We start from the raw sequence: 24,014 nt of genomic DNA, 5'->3' as shown, positions 1-24,014 counted from the left end.
TTTGGCCTCCACTCATTCAAGTCAGGGCGCAACTGCTCGCACCCTTAGTTGGGTTTGCAAAGGCAGAAAGAGCGTGACTTCTGCAAAGTGGAACGATCGGCTAAAGCCGCTCTTATCCTCTTTGCCTCCAGTCAGCCCTTTCTGAACGCCTTTTCTCACACCCTTACATTAAAATGAAAGGAGTCTGCCGTGATTAAAAGATGTCAAAATTGTGACTGCCAGCTTGCAGAGGATGACCTGGTTTGTCCTAAGTGTGGGCAGGTTATCCAGACTGAGCAAGATTTCTACCTGCAAGAAGCGGACAGTCAGACTGAAGAAGAAACAGATAAGAAGGCCAAAAAAATGAGCCGGAAAAGACGGGCTGACCAGGAGAAGTGGACCGCCTATGCCAAAGACTTCTCCCGTTGCTTCTTGGCCTTTTTGAAGAATCCGATTAAGAATATCCAAAATCCTAGTTATATCAATTCCTACTATGGGGTGGCTATGCTGGTGATCCTCACCCTGACCAATACAGTGACCCTAACAGCCATGGCGAATTTTGCTTTCTCTAATTATGCCTGGCTATCCAGCATCTCGATCTTACCCAACATTGATTATTACTTTAATCCTTGGTTGTTCTTTATCCAGGCCTTGGTGTACTTCTTTGTGATGTTCTGGTTAATCGCCGCGATTAGTCAGGCCACCATGCGCTTGATTTTTAAGCTGGACCAGAGCAACTTGGAATGGTTGACGCGCTTTATGGGCATGAATAGTCTGACCGTGGTCCTCGCCATTTTGGCCATGCTCTGTAGTTTAATCGCGCCCTTGCTCTTCTCCATCCTGGTTCTCTTCTTAATGCTCTTGGAGTTCATCGTCTTCCTGATTTCGATCCCGCTCCTCTATTACCTCTATGAGTCGCGGGTATCCTGGATCAACCGCTACTATGCAGCATTAATCGCTATTGCTTGCTTTGTCTTGCTTAATATTTTCTTAGTGAACATTATTTTCTAAAAAAATTAGGAAAAACGGTTGACAGCTTAACCGATATGCGGTAAGATATATCTTGTGTTAAGCAACGCGGGTATGGCGGAATAGGCAGACGCGCTACCTTGAGGGGGTAGTGGGAGTAACTCCCGTGCAGGTTCAAGTCCTGTTACCCGCATTCATAAAAAAGCTCAAGAAGCTTACTGAATGTGAGAAAAGGCTAGAAAGTATTGTAGAAGCAATGCTTTCTAGCCTTTTTCTATTTGTAAAAAAATTTGAGCTTTCAGGAGAAGTGCAAAGAATTAAAAATATTTTTGCATGCATTTTGCACCCGAAATCGTTTGCGCTTGCCCGAAATGCTTGCCACAAAGGAGGGCCTTTTTAACAATCAAGCAGGCAAATATCCTCACTTCATGATAGAATGAACTTATGACCTGTCATGAAAGGAGGGGCTGGCTGTCTGGGCCTGATGATGATGTTAACAAGGAATCTGATCTTAGCCAGTTTGTGGCTGCTATTGTTTACTTTGAGAAAAGTTTTGAGTCGGTTTTTAGGGAAGAAAGCTTGCTAGGATAAGTTTTTCATTCTGAAAAAGAGAAAGCTATCAGTGTGCTGGGCTATGTGCTTTAAAGAATTTCTTTGATAAACTTATCATTTTTTTATCATATTTCTTTAAAAAAGGATGAAAGTTAGGTAGAATAGACATAAGGAAAGGTGATGATTGAATGCCAGTAGTGGATCATACATGTGTACGCGTTAAAAATTTAGAAGCGTCCATTACGTTTTACCAAGATGCCTTTGGTTTTGAAGAGGTGGAGCGTCGGGATTTCCCAGATAATGAATTTACGCTTTGCTATCTTTCTTTACCAGGCCAAGACTATAAATTAGAGTTAACTTATAACTATGACCATGAAGCCTATGATTTAGGGAATGGTTATGGGCATATTGCGATTGTAACCGCAGATGCCGAAGGACTCCACCAAGCTCATAAGGAAGCGGGTTATCCTGTAACAGACTATGTCGGCTTACCTGGGACAGAGCCGTTCTACTACTTTGTGACTGACCCAGATGGCTACAAGATTGAAGTTATTGACGAAGAGGCTTGGAAATAACTTGCCTTTTTAGTGGAAACTGTGCTATACTTATCTCGCGATGAGCTGAGTACACTTAACTGTGTATTGAGAATATAGAGAGCACACGTTGCTTAGCAACACTACAGGAAGTAGGTGCTCGGATAAAGTTGCTGTGAACAGCTTTATCCCTTGTCTAGGAGAAAGCGAGAACAATTAACTTTGTTCTCGCTTTTTTTAGAAATAAATGCAAGCGTTTTTATAAAAAGGGAGGAGGGGGAATATGCCGCAATTGACCAAAGACCAACTGGCAACAGAAATGTATTATTTCAATTTAGGCAATCATTTTTCCGCTTATCATTTTCTAGGTGCCAAGCCTTGCCGCGATGAATCCGGCCAAGAGGGTTATCGTTTTACAGTCTGGGCACCCCGGGCTAAGACCGTTGCAATTATTGGAAGCTTTAACCAGTGGCAGGAAGAGGCCCTTGAAGCAGTGGGGGAGACTGGGGCTTGGACCATCTTTAAGGCTGGGGCTAAGGAATGGGACCTCTATAAATTTGTGATCACGGACCAAGCAGGGCGTAAAAAGGAAAAGCAAGACCCCTTCGCCTTTGCCAGTGAGGTCCCACCCAAGACAGCTTCGGTGATCCAGAACTTGCCCCACTATGACTGGCAGGATGCCGAGTGGCTGGCCGAGCGTCGGAAAGCTAAGCGCTATGACCGGCCATTAAACATCTACGAGGTCCATATGTCCTCCTGGCGCCGTCATCCGGATGGGTCGGCTTATAGCTTCGATGACTTGAGGAAGGAACTTATTCCTTATGTCAAAGAAATGGGCTATACCCATATCGAATTCATGCCTTTGATGGAGCACCCTTTGGAGGCTTCATGGGGCTATCAGATTTCGGGCTATTTTTCGATCGCAGGTCGCTTCGGCCACGACTTTGAACCCCTAATGCGTTTTGTGGATGCCTGCCACCAGGCGGGGATTGGGGTCTTGGTGGATTGGGTGCCCGGCCACTTTGTCCGCAATGATGATGCTCTGGCCTATTACGACGGGACCCCGTGCTTTGAATTTCAAGATCCCCAGCGTGCGGTTAATAATCGCTGGGGGACCTATAATTTTGACCTAGGCAAGAGCCAAGTCCACAGCTTCTTGATTTCGAACGCTATTTTTTGGCTGGAGGAGTTCCATGTCGATGGCTTGAGGGTGGATGCCGTCTCTAATATGCTCTACTTGGACTATGATATTGGGGACTGGCAGCCTAACCGCTATGGCAATAATGTCAACTTGGAGGGGGTAGACTTCCTTCGCCGTTTGAACCAGGAGATTTTCTTGCGGGATGACTCCTATCTCATGATTGCGGAAGAATCCACGGCTTGGGATGGGGTGACTCGGCCCACTTCTGAGGGGGGCTTGGGCTTTAACTTCAAATGGAACATGGGTTGGATGAACGATACCTTGAATTTCTTTAGCTTGGACCCCATCCACCGGTCTCACCATTATAAGTTAGTGAACTTTACCTTCATGTATATGTTCCATGAGAACTTCATCTTGCCCTTCTCCCACGACGAAGTGGTCCATGGCAAGGAATCCCTCTTAGGGCGGATGCCGGGGCAGACGCGTTATGATGAGTTCTCAAACTTGCGAACATTAGAGGGTTACCGGATGTGCTATCCAGGTAAGAAATTATCCTTCATGGGCAATGAAATTGGCCAATTTTTAGAGTGGCGCTTCTACAGCCAGCTGGAATGGGAGGACCTGGACCGGCTCTATAACCGGGAATACCAGCACTACATCCAGTGTTTGAACCAGCTCTACCAAGACCAAGCAGCCCTCCACCAATTGGACCTGAGCCCAGAAGGTATCCGTTTCCTGGAAGCGGATGATGACCAGGAGACTACGGCAGCCTTTATCCGAAAGAGCCAAGATCCAGAAGATTTTATTGTGTGTGCTTATAACTTTACCCCCGTGGAACGTCAGAATTACCGCTTGGGGGTACCGTATCCAGGAACTTATCGTGTCCTCTTGAACAGTGAAATGCAGGAATTTGGAGGCAATTGGGAATACCAGCAGGAAACTTATACGGCAGAGCAAATGCCCCACCAAGGCTTTGATTATTCGCTATCTGTCGTATTGCCCTCCCTGTCGACCTTCCTATTGAAGCCCGATCAGCTTTTGACGGAGAGGCCAGAACCATTAAAGAAAGAAGATTTAGTTGAAGGAGGGGAAAGAGAGTAATCTCGATCATTATGAAAAAACAACTATTAGCTATGATACTTGCTGGGGGTAAGGGGACCCGCCTCGGTAAATTAACCAAAGAAATTGCCAAACCAGCTGTTCCTTTTGGAGGCAAATACCGTATTATTGATTTTCCTTTGAGTAACTGTGCCAATTCTGGCATCAAAAAAGTGGGGGTCATGACCCAGTATGAACCCTTAGTCCTCAATGACCATATTGGGGTGGGAGTGCCTTGGGACTTAGATTCTAACGAAGGTGGCGCCTATGTCCTCCAACCTTACTCTTCCACGGAAGATGGGGAAAAATGGTTTAGAGGGACAGCCAATGCTATCTACCAAAACATTAGCTTTATCGATAGCCAGAAGCCGGAATATGTCTTAGTCCTGTCGGGGGACCATATCTATAAGATGGACTATGAACGCATGCTAGAAGACCATGTGGCCAACGGGGCAGACTGTACCGTTGCGGTCATTCCGGTGCCCATGGAAGAGGCATCACGCTTTGGGATTATGAATACCGATGCCGATGATAAGATTATTGAGTTTGAAGAGAAACCTGAGCATCCCAAGTCGAACCTAGCTTCCATGGGGATCTATATCTTTACTTGGGACAAGCTGCGGGACTATCTCACTTCAGACCCTGAAAAAATGGAAGACTTCGGGAAAGACGTGATTCCAGCCTATCTGGACAATGATGAAGCCCTCTATGCTTACTCTTTTGATGGCTATTGGAAGGATGTGGGGACCATCGAAAGTCTCTGGGAAGCCAATATGGAATTCCTGGACCCTGACCACCCCCTCAATATTCGCTCAAATGACTGGCCTATTTATAGTAAAAATATCGTGTCACCTCCTCAATTATTAACGGAAGAGGCGGATGTGACGGAATCCATGGTCTGTGATGGAGCCTTCATCCGTGGCCGGGTCAACCGCTCAGTTATTTCACAAGACGTGAAGATCGGCAAAGACAGCCAAGTGGAGAAGTCAATCCTGATGACTGGAGCGCGCGTGGGACAAAATGCCGTGATTAAGTATGCTATTCTCGGGGAAGGCGCCCAAATTGCGGACAATGCCCAAGTGATTGGGACCCCAGAAGAAATTAAAGTCGTCGGTTATGAAGAAGTAGTGGGAGGTAGCGACAATGAAGAAGAATAAATTAAGTGCCATTATTAATATGACTGAAGATGATAACAAGCTAGCTCCGCTGACGGATAGTCGACCAATTGGCGCCCTGCCTTTTGCCTGCCGCTATCGCCTTCTAGATTTTACCCTGTCGAGCTTGTCACACGCCGATGTGCGCTCAGCAGCTATCTTCATTAATGAAACGGGTCGGTCCGTCTATGACCACATCCGCAGCGGCCAGGCTTGGGACCTGGATACGAATTCAGGCGGGATCTTCACTTATTCGCAGATGAAGCATAAGAAGGCTCTCTATGAAGCGGCCAGCCGGATTGGTGACTTCTATGAAGACCACAAGATCTTTATCGAACGGGCCAATAGCGAGTATGTCTTTATTTCGGGGTCTAAGATCCTATCTAGCGTCAACTTAGTGGACATGCTGGATACTTTTGAAGCGGGCAGCGCCGAAGTGATGCGGATGTATGCTAAGAAGGAAAAGAGTTTCGTCGAATATCATCCTGATGAGAATTTATTGACCATCGATGACAAGGGCTATGTGACTGACCTGGCTAAGGAAGGCGTTACGCCAATTGAAGGCGAAACAGTTAACTTCGATATGAACATGACCATCATGCCTGCCAATATCTTGCTTGAAATTATTGACAAGGCCAATGCGGAGAACCTCAATGATAATCTCGACCAAATTATTGAGAAATATCTCCTGGATTATACCGTCCAAGCTTATGAACACAAGGGCTTTGTGGCCAATATTGATTCCGTTAAGGCCTATTATGATACCAGTCTCTCCATGCTGGAAGGGGAAGCCTTCACTAGCCTTTTCCACACCGAGTTGCCGATTATTACCCGGACCCATAATGGGGCTCCAACTTATTACGGCAAAAAGGCTGAGGTTCACAATGCCCAGATCGCGACCCATACCGATATCCGAGGTAAGATTTCCCACTCGCAAATTTCACGCAAGGTTGAGGTTCATGAGGGGGCAGAAGTCGAGAATTCTATCCTCTTCCAAGGCTGTGTCATTGAAGAGGGCGCCCGGGTCAAGCATGCCATCCTGGATAAGCGGGTCTATGTTGAGGCCGGGGCTGTGGTCGAAGGAACGCCCGAAGAGCCCCTAGTGGTTGCTAAGAATACACGGATTAAAGCCTAATGCAATAGTTTAAAGGAGACAAAAATGAAAATTTTATTTGCTTCAGCTGAAGCAGCCCCCTTTTTTAAAACAGGGGGCTTGGGCGATGTGTCCTATGCCCTGCCTAAGGCCCTAAAAGCCCAGGGCATTGATGTTCGGGTAGTCCTTCCTTATTACACCCTCATGTCTGAGGAGTATAAGGAGGCTTGTGAAGACCTTTTGAACTTCCAAGTGGAGATGGGCTACCAACGTCAAGCTTATGTAGGGATCAAACGCCTGATTTTAGACGATTTAACCTATTACTTTGTGGATAATTTGGATTATTTCAACCGACCTTCCTTGTATGGTTATGAGGATGACTGTGAACGCTTTGCCTTCTTTGACTTAGCTGTGATTGAAATGATGCAGAAAGTAGACTTTATTCCAAACATTATCCATGTCAATGACTGGCAGACGGCCATGATTCCTGCCCTCCTAGTGGACAAGTACCATTGGCTGGAAGATTACCGCGATATCCGTAAGGTCCTGACCATCCACAATATTCAATTCCAGGGTTGGACGGACAAGGAAGCCCTTTACTCTTATTTCAATACGACGGACGCTACCTTCCACGACAAGGGTTGTGAGCACCATGGCGCGGTTAACTATCTCAAAGGGGGCATTAACTTCTCCGATATTGTGACAACAGTGAGTCCCCGCTATGCTGGTGAGATCCAGACGCCAGAATTCGGTGAGGGACTAGATGCCTGCTTGCGTGACAACCACTTTAAGATTCGGGGGATTATTAACGGTATTGACTATGACTTAAATAATCCGAAAACAGATCCGAATCTAGCGGTGAATTATGACGCTCAGACTGTCCAGTCCGCTAAGCTTAAGAATAAGATTAAGCTCCAGGAGCGAGTTGGACTAGCTAAAGACCCAGATGCAGTTCTATTGGGTCTGGTGTCACGGCTGACACCGCAGAAGGGCATGCAGTTGATCCAGGAGAAGGCGGAAGAGCTCTTGAATACGCGCCGGGTCCAAGTCTTGGTTTTGGGAACGGGAGACGATGAATTTGAACATTCCTTCCGTTACTTTGAGCACAAGTATCCAGGCCGTTTTTGTGCCTATATTGACTTTGACATCCATCTGGCCCAACAGATCTATGCGGGTTCTGACCTCTTCTTGATGCCGAGTGCCTTTGAACCCTGTGGCCTGTCCCAGATGATTGCTATGCGCTACGGAACCCTGCCCCTAGTCCATGAGGTGGGGGGCTTGGCCGATACAGTTGAACCCTACAACCACTTTACAGGCGAGGGAACTGGCTTTAGCTTCAACCAATTCAATGGCCGCGCCTTCTTGAAGATTCTTAACTATGCGGTTGATGTTTATGAGCATGATAAGAAGGCCTGGCATGCTTTGATCCAAGAGGCCATGAGCCGCGATTTCAGCTGGCAAGGACCGGCTGAAGATTATATCCAAGTCTACCAATCCTTATTGGAAGCCTAAAATAAAAGGCCCTGCCCCCAGTCAAGTTCTGGGGCAGGGCCTTTGTGTTGGATGATTAACATCGGTTGGTCTGGTAGAGGGTAGAGAGGAAGGCTTTGGCGCCTGCTTTAAGACAGGCTTCGTCGAAGTCGAAGGCATCGTTGTGGTTGCCGGCAGCTAGGGGGCAGGCGAGGACAGCGTAGGTTGCCTGGCCGCCCTGGTCTTGGACGGCTTGCATCATATAGGCGAAGTCATCGGTCGCTCCGCGGTTGGCATATTGGCGGTAGGAATGGTCGAAGTCGGGGACTGCCTTGCTAGCCTGGTAGACCTTTTCGGCGAATTCGCGGCTGGCCTGGGCATTGATGGAGCCGCCGACGATTTCTAGCTCATACTGGCAGTCATAGATCTCACAGGCTGCTCGAATGGAGGTCACCGCCTTGTCATAGAGGTGCTGGTTGACTTCCCGGCTGGGCCCCCGGGTCTCGGCTTCAAAGTAACAGAAGTCGGGAATGACATTGCGTCCGGTTCCACCGTTAATGGTCCCGATATTGAGTCGGCCATTGCCATGGGAATCCTGGAAAAACATGTTCATATTGGCGATGGCAGAGGTGGCTGCGAGAATGGCATTGTGGCCAGACTCTGGGGCCAGGCCAGCATGGGCCGACCGACCGTGGATGCTGACATTGAATTTACTAGTGGCGTAGAGGCCGGACCAGTCGCTATAGAAGGCCAGCTCATTCTCGGGGCTCTTCAGGATATGGCAGGCTAGGAGGTAGTCAACACCTTCTAAGACGCCTGCCTCGACCATGGCCCGGGCCCCGCGTACCCCTTCTTCGGCGATTTGGAAGATAAAGCTAATTTTCCCGTAAAAATCTTCTTGGTAATGGTGGACCACTTTGGCGAGCACGAGGCCGATAGCTGTATGGCCGTCATGACCGCAGCCGTGCATGGCATCCGGATTCTTTGACCGGAAGCCGGCTTGGTTAGGGAAGTGGTCGGCTTTCAGTGTTTCATGGAGGTCATTGGCATCGATATCGAAGCGGAAGGCCAGGTGGGGCCCCGGTCGACCTGTATCAATTTGGGCGATTGCTCCAGGAAAGCCAGCCATCTGCCGGATAATCTGAGGATCAGCCCCTTGGTCGATGGCGCGGTCCCTGGCTGCTTGGCGACTGGCATAGTCAGGGCGCCCCCAGGCAAAGTCGGGATTGACCAGGTCAGGACCGAAGTGGACTGGAATCCCGGCTTCTTCTAGGTAAGTGATGATTTGTGAAGTCGTTCGAAATTCCAACCAGGCTGTCTCCGGATACTGGTGGAAGTCCCGCCTCAGCTGGATCAAGTCCTCCTCCATGTCATCAACTGCCGTTAATAAAGCCTCTAAGTCCCCATTCATTGTTATTCTCCCTTTCTCCTAGCGTTCAAAATATAATACCTCTACCATAGCCTAAAGGCCGTCGAAAAACAATACTTTCCTGAAAAAGCCAATGAAAGATTCTTGTCTAGCAGGAACAGGTATGATATATTATAGAGAAATGAGAAAATTAAACATGAATGAGGTTATGCTGATGAAAGTGATTAAATTTGGTGGAAGCTCGGTGGCAAGCGCTGAGCAGATTAAAAAAATTAAAGATATCATTGTAAGTGACGCTGACCGACGTATCGTGGTCGTTTCGGCTCCTGGTAAGCGTTTTCCAGAAGATACCAAGGTGACCGACCTCTTAATCGACTTAGCTTCTCAGGTGCTTAATGGGAATAAGGGGGTCTCTCATGTCTTTAATCAAATTGTCAACCGTTACAAAGAAATTGCGACGGACCTGGCCATTGATGAGGATATTGTGAGTGAAATTTCCCACAGCCTGCAAGAGCTGATTGAAGGGGACACGACGGAAGAATCTTATTTCATGGACGCTTTGAAAGCCAGCGGGGAAGATAATAGTGCCAAACTCATTGCCGCCTACCTGCGCTCAGAAGGCATTCCTGCCCGCTATATTAGCCCGAAGGAAGCGGGCCTCTACTTATCCGACGAGCCGGGCAATGCCCAAATCTTGCCCGAATCCTATCAAAATCTCTTTGCCTTGAGAGACTATGACGAGATTATTATTTTCCCAGGCTTCTTCGGCTTTACCAAGACTGGCAAGTTGGTGACCTTCTCACGCGGGGGGAGCGATGTGACCGGGGCTATCCTGGCTAATGGGGTCAAGGCGACCTTGTATGAAAACTTTACTGATGTGGATTGTATCTATTCAGCCAGTCCAAGTATTATCGAGAAGCCAGTGCCGATTGAAGACTTAACCTATACCGAAATGCGAGAACTCTCTTATTCTGGCTTCTCTGTTGTCCACGATGAAGCCCTCTATCCTGCTTTTGCGGAAGGGATTCCCGTTGTGGTCAAGAACACGAATAATCCAACAGCGCCAGGGACTAAGATCACCCGGACGCGGTCTGAATCTGAATACCCCCTCGCTGGCGTTGCTAGCAAGTCTGGTTTTGCTTCCATCTACATCAGCAAGTACATGATGAACCGGGAAGTTGGCTTCATCAACCGGGTCCTGGATGTCTTGGAAGATTATAATATCAGTTTGGAACACATTGTTTCGGGGATCGACGACATTGATATTGTCTTCAAGGAAGAAATGATTACTGCTAAACAGTTCCAAGACCTCTTAGTGGAGATCAAGGTCAAGACAGCGGCCGACGTGGTGGAAAAACGGGACAATCTTTGCTTAGTTATGCTGGTGGGGCAAAATATGCGACATAAGATTGGACTGATGGCTCGGGCAACCAAGGCCTTAGGTGAAGCTCAGGTTAATATCGACATGATCAACCAAGGTTCATCCGAGAATTCCATTATGTTTGGTATCAACGAAAATGAAGAAGAACGCGCCGTTGCCGCTATCTATAAGGAATTTTTCGAATCTGATAATAAATAAAGATATTACCACTTCTTTACCAAATCGGCTTTGTGAGCATCCGTTCTGCTTTTGAACTTAGCCCTTAAGGAGCCATAGCACCGGTTCGGGCCAAGGTCCCTCACCTAGCGAGTCTCAAACGGAGAGTAAGGCTTGCGCCAACTCTCCATAATTCGCTACGCTTGCTTGTTCATGGCTAAGGGCCAACTTCAACGCTCCACTCCTGCTCACAAGTAATAGATATAGCAATAACATTTTATTTGCTAGTCATCAATTTGATTAAAAATAAAGAAAAAATGTAACTAGGGAAGCTAAGTCTTCCCTTTTTTGTTGTAATAAAAAAGCCCAGCTAAACTGGGCGGTAAGGCCGTAGCAAGGCTACTGAAAATATCTTTGATTTCAACTCTGAACGCTATCGATTTTTGAAATATCACGCTGTTCGAATAGCTATCGCATAAGTTACTTTGCTCCAAGCACTGAACTTGATCGAACAGGTGCTTTGCTCTAGCCGATAGACTGCTAGGGAAATATGGATAAGGCACAAGAGGGCTTTAGACAAATTGATTCTCAAAATATTTAACAATTAAATTCAAAAGCGAAACGCATGCTCCTTAACTATTTTGTTTCAACGACTCGCTTAACGAATCCAAGCGAAGTAGATGATAACGACTAATCCCAGGACAATCCGGTACCATCCGAAAGGCTTGAAGTCGTTGCGTTGGATGTAGCGGAGGAGGAGCTTGATAGTGATAACGGAGACCAGGAAGGCAACGACCATGCCCACTGCCAGGTAGCTGAGCTCGAGTCCGGTGAAGCGGAAGCCTTCAAGGAAGCCTTTGACCAGTTTTAGGAAGCTGGCGCCGAACATGATGGGGATACTCATAAAGAAAGAGAAGTCAGCGGCAACGGGACGGGAGGTGCCCATGATGGTGGCCCCGAGGATTGAAGACCCGGAACGGGAGGTGCCGGGCACTAGGGACAGGCACTGGAAGAGGCCGATTTCAAAGGCCCGTCGGTAGGAGAGTTCGTGCATGCTGTTGACTTGGCTGGTCCGGGTCTTGTTGTAATTTTCTACCAGGATAAAGGCGATACCGTAGATAATTAGAGCCAGGGCCACGACCAACCAGTTCATCAGGTGGGCTTCCATCCAGTCATCGATCAAGAGACCGAGGACGGCGGCAGGGATACAGCCAACCGCTACTTTAAACCAGGTCTCCCAGGTTTCTCGTTTTTCTTCCTTAGTTTTTTGCGGGGAGAAGGGGTTGAGTCGGTTAAAGTAAATCCAAATGACTGCCAAGATAGCGCCGAGCTGGATGACAACGATGAAGATGTCCCAGAATTCGGGGCGGACTTGGAGTTGGACGAATTCCTCCACGAGGATCATATGGCCGGTACTCGAGATGGGCAGCCACTCGGTGATGCCCTCAATCAGGCCGATTAAGATAATTTTTAAGAGTTCAAGCATAGACAGCTTTTCCTTTCTGTGAGTTACTTCTTAGCGCTTAAATAAGCAGCTTCCAATATAACAAAGTTTCGCCTCTACCACGGGCTTCTGACCTAAATTTGAAGAAAATTTAAGAAATACTTTGGACACAGACGACCTGGTCGAGCTGGTAGTCGAAGTCTTTAGCTGTTAGAAGGCCAGTTTCGGGATCGCGATCGAAGAGGCGCAAGTGGCCATCGTTTTGGTGGGCCACCAGGAGATAGGATTCATCGGGGGATAGGTTGAAGTCCCGAGGAAAGTCGCCCTGGCTGGCAATGACTTGGATGCGGTCCAGGCTTCGACCATCTCTACTCAGGGCAAAGACTGTCAAAGTGTTTTCTCCTCGGTTGGAGCAGTAGAGGAAGCGACCGTCGGAAGAAATCCGGATAGCTGCGCTGGAGTTGAAGGCTTGGGGGGCTTGATCCAGGGTCTGGTAGCGGCCGAGAGCTGTTAGCTGGCTGGGCGTCTCGTCGATCTGGACCACATCTACCGTATAAGAGAGTTCGCTCAGGACATAGACATAGGGGAGCGTGGGATGGGCGACCAAGTGGCGGGGGCCTGAGCCGGCTGGGATAGTGAGAATATCGACCAGCTGGAGCTTGTCTTCCTGGATGCGGTAGCTGAGGACTTCATCCGTCCCTAGGTCGCAGGCTAGGAAGTAGGGGCTATCCCGGTACTGTTTGAAGTAATGGCAGTGGGGTTGGTCCTGGTTGGGATGGGGCCCTGAGCCGGTGCGCTGGACAATATCCGCTAGCTCGAGTTTGCCATTTGCCTGGACTTTGATTAAGATAAGACTAGCTTGCCGATAAGAGGCACAGAGAACGTAACGCTCATCTGCGCTCAGGCTCACATAGCAGGCTGGCTCTTCGAGAAAAGCTAAGCGGTCTGCGAGCTGGTAGCCTTCACCCGTCCAACGGTAGTAGCTAACCCCCGGCTCTGACCCTGCATTGGACAGAGTGAAGAGCGACTTCTGGTCGGCTGACAGACAGAAGTAGCAGGGGTCGGCCTCTTCTATGAGGCGATCAACTTTAAGCGGCTGGTCTAAGTTAGGGTCCACGCTCAGGCTGTGGATGCCCGTATTGGAGCCATCGGTATAGGCCCCGAGATAAAATTGGTCCATGTTAATCCACCTTTCATATTAATTTTACTATAAGTTCAGGACCTGGGTTAGGCCAAAAACAAAATATATTGTATACTTAAGCAATAAAAGTAAATTATTCCTAGAGGGGGAGTTCGATGACTGATAAGCGAAACCCAAATGATAAAATGAACCAGTACTGGCAAGAACGAAGCGACCAACTGCAGAAGATTAACTACCATTCCTTCCGGTCTTTCTTGAGCAATCGCTGGCTTCAATTGCTGCTTGTACTCATCTTAATTGCCTTATTCCTATTGATCTTTAGTCGGATTGCCCACTTATTCCATCCCGTCTTGGATTTCGTGAGCGTGATTGCCTTGCCCATTATCTTAGCAGCCATCCTCTATTACCTGACCGTGCCTATCGTCAACCGCTTGGAAAAGCGGGGCGTCAAGCGGCAGTGGGGGGCTATCCTGGTCCTCGTCTTGATGGGGATAGCAGTCTTGATCCTGACCTATCTGACGCCGGTCTTCTTTGCCCAGTCCCAGTCTCTAGTATCCAACTGGGATGAGCTGATCTCGAGCTACGACCAGCCCTTGCAGCGTTTCTACCACAATCCCTTGTTTGAAGAGGGGGTCAATCTCTTGAACGACTGGGGACTCAACTTCATCCAGGGCAATTCCATTAATTGGTCGACGATTTTTAATTCGGCCATTGATTCTATCGGGTCAATTGTGGGCGTCCTGTCCAACTTCATCCTAGCCATTGTAACGGCGCCCTTTATCCTCTTTTACATGTTAAAGGACGGGCCCAAGTTGAAACAAAACCTGGCCTTGGTCGTTCCTAACCCCATCCGTTCGTCGACCATGCAGCTGCTCTTTGAGATGAACCAACAAGTCTCAGCCTATGTGCGTGGGCAGATTATGGTCGGCATCTCGGTAGCCATTATGTTTATGCTGGGCTATTCGATTATTGGCCTTCAGTACGGGATTATTCTCGGTGTCTTGGCGGGCTTCCTAAACTTGATCCCTTACCTGGGTTCTTTCTTAGCCATGATCCCAGCGATTATTATCGCTCTTGTCCAAGGGCCTATCATGGTGGTCAAAGTCCTCGTCGTCTTCATGATTGAGCAGACCATCGAAGGCCGGGTCATTTCGCCCCATATCTTGGGTTCCAACTTGGACATCCATCCCGTTACCATTATGTTGCTCTTGATCGCTGGGGGGAAACTCTTCGGCATTATCGGGATTATTATTATCATTCCAAGCTACGCCATCCTCAAGCTGATCTTTACCTACTTCTTCAAGTGGTACCGCAAAGTTTCAGGGCTCTATGAGGAAGACCTGCTGGCTGAATGGGATTCGGATGAATAAAATCCTCTAAAAAAACTTGTTCTAATTTGAATTGTGCTGGTGAGCATCCGTTTTGCTTTTGAATTTTGGATTTAAATATAAAGGAGGCTGGACAAGTATCCAGCCTCTTTTTAGTGGAAAAAATATTATTGTTTTTTAAAGTCCAGTGGGTAAAGAGATTTTTTATAGGCTTTTATTTTTAGTCCACTTTCCGGGCGAGGTCGATGATGATCTCTGCCAGCTTGGGATTGCGGACGAGGAGGGGGCCGTGGAAGTAGGAGCAGAAGGTGTTCTTGTAGAGGCAGCCTTCTGTTTGGTCCTGGCCGTTATTGCCGAAGCCGTTTTTGACTTGGCCCAGAGCTTGGACGCCAGGACCCAGATAGGTGCGGCCGGCGTGATTTTCATAGCCCTGGAGGGTCAGGTCAAAGCGCTCGTTATAGATCTCGATGTCTCCAATCAGACGGTTGGCTTCGGTTTCGGTATAGTAGTCAATCGCTCCTAAGCCTTCCAAACGCTCGTGTTGGGCATTGATATAGTAGTGGCCCAGAAGCTGGAAGCCGCCACAGATGCCCACAAGGACGCCGCCTGATTCAATGTATTGGGTCAGGGGCGCTTTTTTTGTTTGGATATCCTTAGCTACCAAGGATTGTTCATAGTCCTGGCCGCCGCCGAAGAAGACCAGGTCATAAGAATCGGGATCGAAAGGATCATTGAGGGAGACGAGGTCGGTTTTAACTGCTTCTCCCTTCTCCTTGGCCATATATTGGAGCATGAGGAGGTTGCCATTGTCGCCGTAGGTATTCATCAAGTTGCCATAGAGATGGCAGATTCTGAGGGTCATGCTTGCATCCGCTCCTTCACATAGCCCTCCGCAGCCAGGGCCCGTCTGAGTTCGAGCATGGCGGTATAGGTAGCTAAGATATAAACTTTCTGTGACTGTGATTCTTTAATGTATTTAATGAGACTGACCGCGTCTTCAACCGGGTCTAGCTGGTCCTTGTCAAAGCCAGCTACTACCAGGCGCTGTTTCAAGTCAGCGGCCCGCATGCCGGCATAGGCGGTGTCTTGAACCTTGTCGAGTTGGGCTAGGTCCTCGAAGTTGCCGTCCCAGATCCAAGAAATGTCTTGGCCATCAGCCGGCTGGTCGTTGAGGATAGAGATGAGGTCAAAATCATCTTTTTCAAGCTTGATCAGTTCAATGATTTGGTTGAGGCCAACGGGGTTCTTGATCAGGTTGATCCGGACCTCTTTGTTTTCAATCTGGATCGTTTCTTGCCGACCGAAGATCCGTTGGGCAGAGGCTAGGCCGCGCTTAATGGTCAAGTGGTCGAGGCCAAAGTGCTTGGCCACGGAATAGGCGGCTAGGGCATTGTAGACATTGTAGAGTCCGGCCACGGGAATGGTGTAGTCCTCGCCGTCAATCGCGAAGCTAGCCTGGTCTGGGGTCAGGTCGTGGATAGCCGTCACCGCATGCTGGAGCTCGGGGCGTTGGAAGCCGCAATTCGGGCAGAAGAAGTCACCCAGATTGGAATAAGTAATCATATGATAGTGGAGGATCTGTTCACATTTAGGGCAGATCACCCCATCGGTATTGTAGTGGGCTAGGAAGTCTTCTTCCTTATTTCCATTAGCGAAGCCGAAGTAGGCTCGTTCATTAGCTGTCTCTTTAGAAGAAAAAATAGGGGCATCCCCGTTCAAGAGCAGGCGGGCTTGAGGCGTCTTAGCGGCCCCTTCTAAGATCAAGTCGTAAGTGGTATAGATCTCGCCGTAACGGTCCATCTGGTCGCGGAAAATATTGGTCGCAACAATTAATTCAGGTGTCACTTGGGCGGTGACATGGCGCAGGCTCGCCTCATCCACTTCGAGAATAGCAATTTTGTCTTGGCCTGACTTGGTCGAAGCCTGGCTCACGAAGGTCGACGTAATGCCCTGGATCATATTGGACCCAGTAGGATTGGTCAAGACATGGGGGTAGACTTGCTTGAGGATATTGACCGCTAAAGCAGTCGTCACCGTCTTGCCATTGGTTCCTGTAATCAGCACAATGCGGTAGTCCTTAGCTAGCTCCTGTAAGACATCCGGATCGACTTTCTTGGCAATCTTACCAGGCAAACTCGATCCCCCCTTAGTAAAGGTATGGAGCCCCCAGTAAGAAGCTCGGCCAGCCAAAGCCGCCAATTGAGTTTTCAAACGCATGGATAAATTCCTTTCTAATTTAAAGGGTGTGAGAGGATGCGGGAGAAAGGGACCTCTGGAGTAAAAGCCTTCGACGGGCTTTTGCGAAGAGGAGCCCTTTCTGCATCCTCGAACCCGACTAGCAGGGTGAGAGGGCTGGCGGTTAGCTTTCGTTCACTGGAGCAAGTCACCAGAGCAGTCTCATAGACTGCGGCGGGGACTTGTGAAGTGATACGAAAGCTGCCAGACCGAACCCGACTACACAGGGTGTGAGCAGTTGCGCCCAGACTTGAATGACTGGAAGCTAATCGGAAAAGAGCGGCATCAGCCGATCGTTCCGATTAGATGAAGTCACTTTAAGTCTGCAACTGCGAACCCGACTGTAAGGGGGTGAAGGCGCACGGTCAGAAGTGGACCTCTGGAGCAAAAGATCGAGGAAGTCTGGAAGACTTCAGCGAAATTTTGTGAAGAAGAGCCACTTCTGTGCGCCTAAACACGACTGTAAAGGGTATGAAGGCTGGCGTTTAGCTTTCCTTCACTGGAGCAAGTCAGCAGAGCAGTCTAACAGACTGCGGCGGAGACTTGTGAAGTGACAGGAAAGCTGCCAGACCGAACCCCACTAGGGTGTGAACCAGAGCGCTTAGTTCTTACTCCACTTCATCGGGTTTTGGACCCTGTCTGCTCCCTATGATACCATAATTTGAAGGGCCTAAATGTATAAATTTATGCAAACATGTTATAATTTAAGCGTTCGAACTTCCCATCTTCTGCCAAGAACTTGGGGGCAAATATTGACTAAGTGCCGGCTGCCAAGTATGATTAATAAGGTATTTATCTGACTAAGTGAATAGTCGGGAAGGAATAGGTGGTATTTTGGCACAATTATATTTTCGCTATGGAGCAATGAACAGTGGGAAATCGATTGAAATTCTCAAGGTGGCCCACAATTATGAAGAACAGGCTAAGCGGGTGATCGTGATGACGAGCGCCGTGGATACCCGGTCCGGCCAAGGCGTGATTGCCAGCCGGGTGGGTCATGAGCGGCCTGCTGTGGCGATTGATGGAACCTTAAATATTTATGACTATGTTGCTCGGGAAAACCAGGCAGAGCGTGTTTTCTGTGTCCTTATCGATGAGAGCCAGTTCTTGAGCGCTGACCATATCGACCAGTGCGCCCAGATCGTCTACGACTTGAATATCCCGGTCATGGCTTTTGGCTTGAAGAATGATTTTCAAAACCATCTCTTCACCGGTTCAGAACGGCTCTTGCTAGTGGCCGATAAGATTGAAGAAGTGAAGACCATCTGCTGGTTCTGCGAGAAGAAGGCGATCATGAATATGCGGGTCCATAATGAGGTGCCTTGCTATGATGGCGACCAGGTGCAAATTGGGGGAAATGAATCCTACTATCCCGTTTGCCGTAAACACTACAAGCAACCGCCCATGCAGGACGGTAAGATTGCTAAGCGAGCATAAAAGGAAAAGAGAGTGAAGATTGCATGCTATTAGATCAAATTGATACTTTTATCAACCGTTACCAGGAATTGGCCGAGTTATTGAGCGACCCCGATGTCATCAATGATGCCAAGCGCTTCCGCGACCTATCCAAGGAAGAAGCTGACCTCCGACCTAAAGTTGAGGCCTTCAGACACTATAAGGATGTCGTGGACCAAATTGAAGGGGCCGAAGAAATCCTGGCTGATGAATCAGACGAAGAACTCTTAGAAATGGCCAAGGAAGAACTGAAAGAGCTCAAGGAAGAGCGCGACCAATTAGAAGAAGAAATCCGTGTCCTCATGCTGCCGAGCGATCCTAATGATGACAAGAACATTATCATGGAAATCCGCGGGGCAGCAGGTGGGGATGAGGCCCAGCTCTTTGCGGCTGACCTCTATGAAATGTACTCTCGCTATGCGGAGAGCCAGGGCTGGCGGATCTCCGTGGTCGAAGCCCACAGCAATGACATCGGCGGCTACAAGGAAATTATCCTCCAAATTACTGGCGACAAGGTCTATTCCAAGCTCAAATACGAGAGTGGGGCCCACCGTGTCCAACGGGTACCCAAGACCGAATCCCAGGGCAGGGTCCATACCTCAACAGCGACAGTCGGCGTGATGCCAGAATTGGAAGACCTAGACTTTGAAATCGATGCCAACGATATCCGGACCGACATCTACCATGCCTCAGGGGCTGGGGGCCAGCACGTCAACAAGACGGCTTCCGCTGTCCGTCTGACCCACATTCCAACTGGGATTGTAGTGGCCATGCAAGATCAACGGTCCCAGCAACAGAACCGGGAGAAAGCTATGCTGATCTTACGGTCCCGGGTCTATGAACACGTCCAAGCGGAACAACAGAGTGAATACGACAGCAAGCGGAAGAACCTGGTAGGGACAGGGGACCGGTCAGAACGGATCCGGACCTATAACTACCCCCAAAACCGGGTCACCGACCACCGGATCAACCTGACCATCCAAAAATTAGATCGGATCATGCAAGGTGAACTGGAAGAAATTATCAATGCCCTCATCTTGGCTGACCAGGCTCAGAAATTAGAGGAACTCAATGAACAAAGTATTTAACGGCTCCTACCGAGAAGCTCTCTTAGGGGCTTCTTCTTTTTTAAGCGACCGGGGCTGTGAGGAGGCCATTGCCTACCACTATCTCCTAGGGCTGATGGATTGGGAGCCGAGCGACTGGTACCGATACCAATTCCAAAGCATGTCAGTGGAAGACTATGCGGCTTATGAAGCGGGCATCCAGCGTATTGCCAAGGACCATTGTCCCTACCAGTATCTTCTGGGGGAGGCCTACTTCTACCGCTACAAGTTTAAGGTGACGCCGGCCACCCTGATTCCCCGCCAGGAGACTGAACTCTTGGTGGACCGGGTGAAAGACTTGCTTGCTAAGGGAGAGCTTCCCCGTCAGGCCCAGGTCGTCGATATTGGAACAGGGACGGGAGCCATTGCCCTGACCCTGAAGAAGGAATGCCCCGACCTGCAAATCACAGCGACTGACCTGTCAGAAGAGGCTTTGGCCGTGGCCAGGGACAATGCCCAAGCCCTAGAGGCAGATATCCAATTGGCCCAGGGCGACCTCTACCAGGCCATCCAGGGGCAGACTTTTGACTTGATCGTGTCCAATCCGCCCTATATTGGTCGCCAGGAGATAGATGAAGTAGCGGAAGATGTCCAGCGCTATGAACCCGACCTAGCGCTCTTTGCTGAAGAAGAGGGCTATGCTATCTACTACCGACTTATCGATGACCTGGATGCCTATCTCAAAGCAGGCGGCAGTTTCATCGCAGAAATCGGCTACCGCCAAGGCGACCGGCTCCTAGCTTACTGCCAGACTCACTTGCCGCATAATTACCACTACCGTATTGAAGAAGATTTTGCCGGGCACGACCGCTTCCTGGTGGTGTCCAAGGAAGGAGAGCGAGAAGATGACGGAAATTTATCAGAGTGACCGTATTGACGAAGCGGCCCAGCAATTACGGGATGGCCAATTGGTGGCTTTTCCCACAGAGACGGTCTTTGGTCTCGGCGCCATCGCCAACAACGACCAAGCCGTCCAATCCGTCTACCAAGTCAAAGGACGGCCGAGCGACAATCCCCTGATTGTCCACCTGGCCCACAAGGAAGACCTCTTCGCCTATGTGAGAGACCTGACCCCTGACCAAGTAAGCTGGGTGAAAAAACTCCAGGAGGCTTTCTGGCCAGGCCCTTTGACTCTAATCCTGCCCGTCAAGGAAGGGGTCTTCGCCCCTACAGTGACGGGTGGCTTGGATACGGTAGGGCTCAGGATGCCGGACCATCCCTTGACCCTAGAGTTAATCGAAGCGGTGGGCTTTCCGCTTGTGGGGCCTTCTGCCAACCTGTCAGGGAAGCCTAGTCCGACCAAGCTAGACCATGTCCGCCACGACTTCGACGGGAAGATTGCGGGTATCCTAGCCAGCCAACCCACTCGAATCGGGGTGGAATCGACGGTTCTCGACCTGTCCGATCCCCGCGGACTCTTTATCCTGCGCCCAGGCCAGATTGGCAAGGCCCAGATCGAGGGGGTTCTGGACGGGGTCAAAGTGTCTTACCCTGATCAATTAACTGTCGCTGCCGATGATCAACCCAAGGCACCCGGGATGAAGTACCGCCACTACAGCCCCCATGAGACGGTTTATGCCGTGGCGGCTGAGCGGATGGCGGAAGTCATTCAAGCTAATACTGACAAGGCCATCTTCTGCGCCGGACAGGAGGCTAGCTTGGCTGGCCTGCCTCCTGTCGCCCAGACCTATTCCTTGGGCCCAAGCCTGGAGACTGCTACCCAGCGCCTTTTCGACGCCTTGCGGAAAGCCGATGACAGCCAGGATATTGACCTGATCCTCGTGGAATGGATCGACGCGGGCGAAGCCTCAGCAGGCTACCAGAACCGCCTGCTCAAGGCCAGCAGCCAGGTCTTTGCCTAGGCTGAGCTTTTCATCGACTAAACAGCTATTTCTCTTTGCAATTAGCTGAATTAGTGGTAAAGTAAGTAGAGAAGTTTGACTACGAATCTAAATATTGGAGGCAAAAAATGGGAAAATTACACGTGATTGATCATCCATTGGTCCAACATAAGATGACCTTGTTACGGGATAAGAACTTAGGGAGCAAGGGCTTCCGTGAACTTGTCAATGAGATTACGGTCTTCCTCGGCTATGAAGTCACCCGCAGTCTACCACTTGAAGAAGTGGAAGTCGAAACACCAGTTGCTATGACCAAGCAAAAAATGATCACCGGTAAAAAAGTCGCTATCGCACCGATCCTGAGAGCTGGTTTGGGTATGGTTGATGGGATCCTCACCCTGGTACCAGCTGCTAAGGTGGGCCATATTGGCATGTTCCGTGATGAAGAAACCTTGGAACCCCAAGAATACTTCTTCAAGATGCCTAATGACATTGAAGAGCGTCAAGTGATTATCGTCGACCCTATGCTCGCAACTGGGGGCTCAGCCCTTATGGCTATCGACTCCTTGGTGAAACGTGATGTGGACCCTGCCCACATTGACTTTGTCTGCCTGGTTTCCGCACCAGAAGGGGTTAAGGCTATCCAAGACAAGTATCCAGAAGTCGACATCTATACAGCCGCTCTGGACGAAAAACTAAATGAACATGGCTATATTGTTCCGGGCCTCGGTGACGCTGGTGACCGTCTCTTCGGGACCCTCTAAGCCAGCCGCATACAAAAATCCAAGTCAGTCCCTCACTAGAAGTGGGGAGACTTTATCACTTGGATTTTTTTGTGTATAATAGTTAATTGAATACTGATGAAGGTGGTGTTTCCAGTTACATGGAGAATATAATTGTGCGGGGAGGCAAGACCCTCCAGGGAGAGGTCAAGGTTGATGGGGCCAAGAATGCGGTCCTACCGATTTTAGCTGCGACCCTCTTAGCCTCTGAAGGGAAAAATTTAATCAACAACGTTCCGCTCTTATCGGACGTCTATATTATGAAAGAAGTGCTGGCTTACTTGGACGCAGAAGTCCACTTTGACGAAGGCAAGCAACAAATTGAAGTGGTCTCAGAAGGCCAGTTAAGGACCGAAACGCCCTTTGAACTGGTCTGCAAGATGCGTGCTTCCGTTGTAGTCATGGGTCCGCTCCTGGCCCGTTTTGGCCATGTCAAGGTCGCTATGCCAGGTGGCTGTGCCATTGGCTCGCGGCCGATCGACCTCCATATCAAGGGCTTTGAAGCCTTGGGAGCTGAGGTCACCATGACCAATGGCTATGTTGAAGCCCGGGCCGACCAGCTTGTGGGGACTGATATATATCTGGACTTCCCCAGCGTCGGTGCGACCGAAAACATCATGATGGCCGCCGTCCTGGCCGAAGGGGTTACCACGATTGAAAATGTGGCCAAGGAACCAGAAATCGTCGACTTAGCCAACTACCTCAACCGGATGGGAGCCCAAGTCCAGGGCGCCGGGACCGATACCATTAAGATTACGGGTGTCGAATCCATGCACGGGACCGACCACTGCGTCATCCCCGACCGGATTGAAGCCGGAACCTTTATCCTAGCCACTGCCGTTGCCGGGGGCGAGGTCCTGGTCAAGGATGCTCTGGTCGAACACAACTTGCCCCTGATCTCCAAGTTACGAGAAATGGGAGTCGAAATCGTGGAAGAAATGGACGCTGTCCTGGTGAAATCAGACGGCCAGTTGAAGGCAACCAATGTCAAAACCCTGCCTTATCCCGGCTTCCCAACCGACCTCCAGGCGCCCTTTACCATCGCCCAAATTCGTGCAGAGGGCAGTTCGATTATGGAAGAGACCGTTTTTGAGAACCGCTTCATGCACCTGGAAGAACTCCGCCGTATGGATGCCCAATTTAAAATCCACGGCGACACCGTGAGTTTTGAAGGCCCAAGTCAGCTCCAAGCCGCAAGTGTCCAAGCGACCGACCTGAGAGCCGCTGCAGCCTTGATTATCGCGGGTCTGATGGCAGAAGGCACAACTGTTGTCTCTCAATTGCAGTACCTGGACCGGGGCTACCACTACTTGGAAGACAAGCTTCAAGCCTTGGGGGCGGATATCAAGCGGATTGACGCCGACGAATTGCAAAGCCGGCCAGCCAGCGACTTCTTCGACTAGGTGGCCCTATGGCGAAATCAAGGCGCGGTCTGAGGACTTGGCAGCGCTGGGGCCTCTATTTCCTGGCCCTGGTCTGCCTCTTTATCATTGGACTCATGCTAGGCTATGGCCTGGTCAGCGACTATTTCTTCCTTAAGGTCTTTGACGGCGAGGTCTGGCAGCATTTGTTGGGTTATTTTAGGGGATAGGGTTTTATTTAATGAAAAATCTTTAAACAAATTGTCCTGGTGAGCATACCTTGCACTTTTGAATTTGGCCCTTGAATATTCAGAGGACCAACACGGCTGAAGCCGTCTTGTACTTTATCCGTAAGTCGCTAAAGCTCCAACGGCTAAAGCATAGCACCGGCTCGAGCCAAGGTCTCTCGCCTAGGAGCTTCAAATG

The 24,014-nt window shown here is 49.5% G+C and carries 21 protein-coding genes and 1 tRNA gene; 17 read left to right on the top strand and 5 right to left on the bottom strand.

From position 1 onward, the window contains the following. Positions 1 to 189: 189 nt before the first annotated feature. From QP339_RS01020 to glgA, 8 genes are all read left to right on the top strand, one after another. A complete protein-coding gene (locus tag QP339_RS01020; RefSeq protein ID WP_284910049.1) occupies positions 190 to 990 on the top strand; it encodes a hypothetical protein in 801 nt (266 codons plus the stop codon). A 66-nt stretch (positions 991 to 1,056) separates the two neighbouring features. Further along, positions 1,057 to 1,141: transfer RNA gene (locus tag QP339_RS01015), tRNA-Leu, on the top strand. Beyond that, a complete protein-coding gene (locus QP339_RS01010) occupies positions 1,115 to 1,348 on the top strand; it encodes a hypothetical protein (RefSeq protein ID WP_284910048.1) in 234 nt (77 codons plus the stop codon). Before QP339_RS01015 ends, QP339_RS01010 begins: the two co-directional genes overlap by 27 nt. A 340-nt stretch (positions 1,349 to 1,688) precedes the next feature. Next, positions 1,689 to 2,075, top strand: a complete 387-nt coding sequence (gloA, locus tag QP339_RS01005) for a lactoylglutathione lyase (RefSeq protein ID WP_067971571.1) — start codon at positions 1,689 to 1,691, stop codon at positions 2,073 to 2,075. 241 nt (positions 2,076 to 2,316) lie between these two features. After that, complete coding sequence (glgB, locus tag QP339_RS01000; RefSeq protein ID WP_284910047.1) at positions 2,317 to 4,275, top strand: 1,4-alpha-glucan branching protein GlgB; 1,959 nt, start codon at positions 2,317 to 2,319, stop codon at positions 4,273 to 4,275. Positions 4,276 to 4,286: 11 nt separating this feature from the next. Continuing rightward, positions 4,287 to 5,429, top strand: a complete 1,143-nt coding sequence (locus QP339_RS00995; protein WP_284910046.1) for a glucose-1-phosphate adenylyltransferase — start codon at positions 4,287 to 4,289, stop codon at positions 5,427 to 5,429. After that, entirely contained in the window at positions 5,416 to 6,561 is a 1,146-nt protein-coding gene (gene glgD / locus QP339_RS00990; protein ID WP_284910045.1) for a glucose-1-phosphate adenylyltransferase subunit GlgD, read from the top strand. Before QP339_RS00995 ends, glgD begins: the two co-directional genes overlap by 14 nt. Before the next feature lie 24 nt (positions 6,562 to 6,585). Continuing rightward, positions 6,586 to 8,031, top strand: a complete 1,446-nt coding sequence (glgA, locus tag QP339_RS00985; RefSeq protein WP_284910044.1) for a glycogen synthase GlgA — start codon at positions 6,586 to 6,588, stop codon at positions 8,029 to 8,031. Between the two features lie 55 nt (positions 8,032 to 8,086). On the opposite strand, the gene QP339_RS00980 is transcribed toward glgA, so the two are convergent. After that, positions 8,087 to 9,400, bottom strand: a complete 1,314-nt coding sequence (locus tag QP339_RS00980; RefSeq protein ID WP_284910043.1) for an amidohydrolase — start codon at positions 9,398 to 9,400, stop codon at positions 8,087 to 8,089. 172 nt (positions 9,401 to 9,572) lie between these two features. Here QP339_RS00980 and QP339_RS00975 point away from each other — a divergent pair, with 172 nt between their 5' ends. Then, a complete protein-coding gene (locus QP339_RS00975; protein WP_070617392.1) occupies positions 9,573 to 10,937 on the top strand; it encodes an aspartate kinase in 1,365 nt (454 codons plus the stop codon). Positions 10,938 to 11,553: 616 nt separating this feature from the next. Here the strand turns inward: QP339_RS00975 and QP339_RS00970 are convergent. Both QP339_RS00970 and QP339_RS00965 read right to left on the bottom strand, forming a co-directional pair. Beyond that, entirely contained in the window at positions 11,554 to 12,381 is an 828-nt protein-coding gene (locus QP339_RS00970; RefSeq protein WP_284910042.1) for an undecaprenyl-diphosphate phosphatase, read from the bottom strand. A gap of 109 nt (positions 12,382 to 12,490) precedes the next feature. Continuing rightward, the gene (locus tag QP339_RS00965) at positions 12,491 to 13,519 is read right to left on the bottom strand and encodes a lactonase family protein (protein WP_284910041.1); all 1,029 of its coding nucleotides are present in this window, start codon (positions 13,517 to 13,519) and stop codon (positions 12,491 to 12,493) included. Between the two features lie 116 nt (positions 13,520 to 13,635). Between QP339_RS00965 and QP339_RS00960 the strand changes: the two genes are divergently transcribed. Continuing rightward, positions 13,636 to 14,850: an AI-2E family transporter gene (locus QP339_RS00960; RefSeq protein ID WP_284910040.1), complete on the top strand. Its 1,215-nt coding sequence runs from the start codon at positions 13,636 to 13,638 to the stop codon at positions 14,848 to 14,850. 178 nt (positions 14,851 to 15,028) lie between these two features. Here QP339_RS00960 and QP339_RS00955 read toward each other — a convergent pair whose 3' ends face one another. Continuing rightward, positions 15,029 to 15,670: a type 1 glutamine amidotransferase gene (locus QP339_RS00955; protein WP_284910039.1), complete on the bottom strand. Its 642-nt coding sequence runs from the start codon at positions 15,668 to 15,670 to the stop codon at positions 15,029 to 15,031. Further along, on the bottom strand, positions 15,667 to 17,025 hold the full coding sequence (locus QP339_RS00950; RefSeq protein ID WP_284910038.1) for a Mur ligase family protein: 1,359 nt from the start codon (positions 17,023 to 17,025) through the stop codon (positions 15,667 to 15,669). The genes QP339_RS00955 and QP339_RS00950 overlap by 4 nt, the downstream gene beginning before the upstream one ends. Positions 17,026 to 17,877: 852 nt before the next feature. Here QP339_RS00950 and QP339_RS00945 point away from each other — a divergent pair. The 7 genes from QP339_RS00945 to QP339_RS00915 all read left to right on the top strand — a co-directional run bounded on the left by QP339_RS00945 (position 17,878) and on the right by QP339_RS00915 (position 23,818). Further along, on the top strand, positions 17,878 to 18,480 hold the full coding sequence (locus tag QP339_RS00945; protein WP_284910036.1) for a thymidine kinase: 603 nt from the start codon (positions 17,878 to 17,880) through the stop codon (positions 18,478 to 18,480). A 23-nt stretch (positions 18,481 to 18,503) separates the two neighbouring features. Then, positions 18,504 to 19,586 (top strand): peptide chain release factor 1, encoded by a 1,083-nt coding sequence (gene prfA, locus QP339_RS00940; protein ID WP_070617339.1) that lies wholly within the window; start codon positions 18,504 to 18,506, stop codon positions 19,584 to 19,586. Further along, positions 19,570 to 20,472, top strand: a complete 903-nt coding sequence (gene prmC, locus QP339_RS00935) for a peptide chain release factor N(5)-glutamine methyltransferase (RefSeq protein WP_284910035.1) — start codon at positions 19,570 to 19,572, stop codon at positions 20,470 to 20,472. Before prfA ends, prmC begins: the two co-directional genes overlap by 17 nt. After that, positions 20,450 to 21,466 (top strand): L-threonylcarbamoyladenylate synthase, encoded by a 1,017-nt coding sequence (locus QP339_RS00930; protein WP_284910034.1) that lies wholly within the window; start codon positions 20,450 to 20,452, stop codon positions 21,464 to 21,466. The genes prmC and QP339_RS00930 overlap by 23 nt, the downstream gene beginning before the upstream one ends. Positions 21,467 to 21,573: 107 nt before the next feature. Then, entirely contained in the window at positions 21,574 to 22,209 is a 636-nt protein-coding gene (gene upp / locus QP339_RS00925; protein WP_070617351.1) for a uracil phosphoribosyltransferase, read from the top strand. 119 nt (positions 22,210 to 22,328) lie between these two features. Then, positions 22,329 to 23,630, top strand: a complete 1,302-nt coding sequence (gene murA / locus QP339_RS00920; RefSeq protein WP_284910033.1) for a UDP-N-acetylglucosamine 1-carboxyvinyltransferase — start codon at positions 22,329 to 22,331, stop codon at positions 23,628 to 23,630. A gap of 8 nt (positions 23,631 to 23,638) precedes the next feature. Beyond that, positions 23,639 to 23,818, top strand: coding sequence for a DNA-directed RNA polymerase subunit beta (locus QP339_RS00915; RefSeq protein ID WP_284910032.1), 180 nt, complete (start codon positions 23,639 to 23,641; stop codon positions 23,816 to 23,818). Positions 23,819 to 24,014: the final 196 nt, after the last annotated feature.

It is taken from the genome of Aerococcus sp. UMB7834 (assembly GCF_030215145.1).
GTDB lineage: Bacteria > Bacillota > Bacilli > Lactobacillales > Aerococcaceae > Aerococcus.
This window is presented reverse-complemented; position numbering and strand designations above follow the sequence as displayed.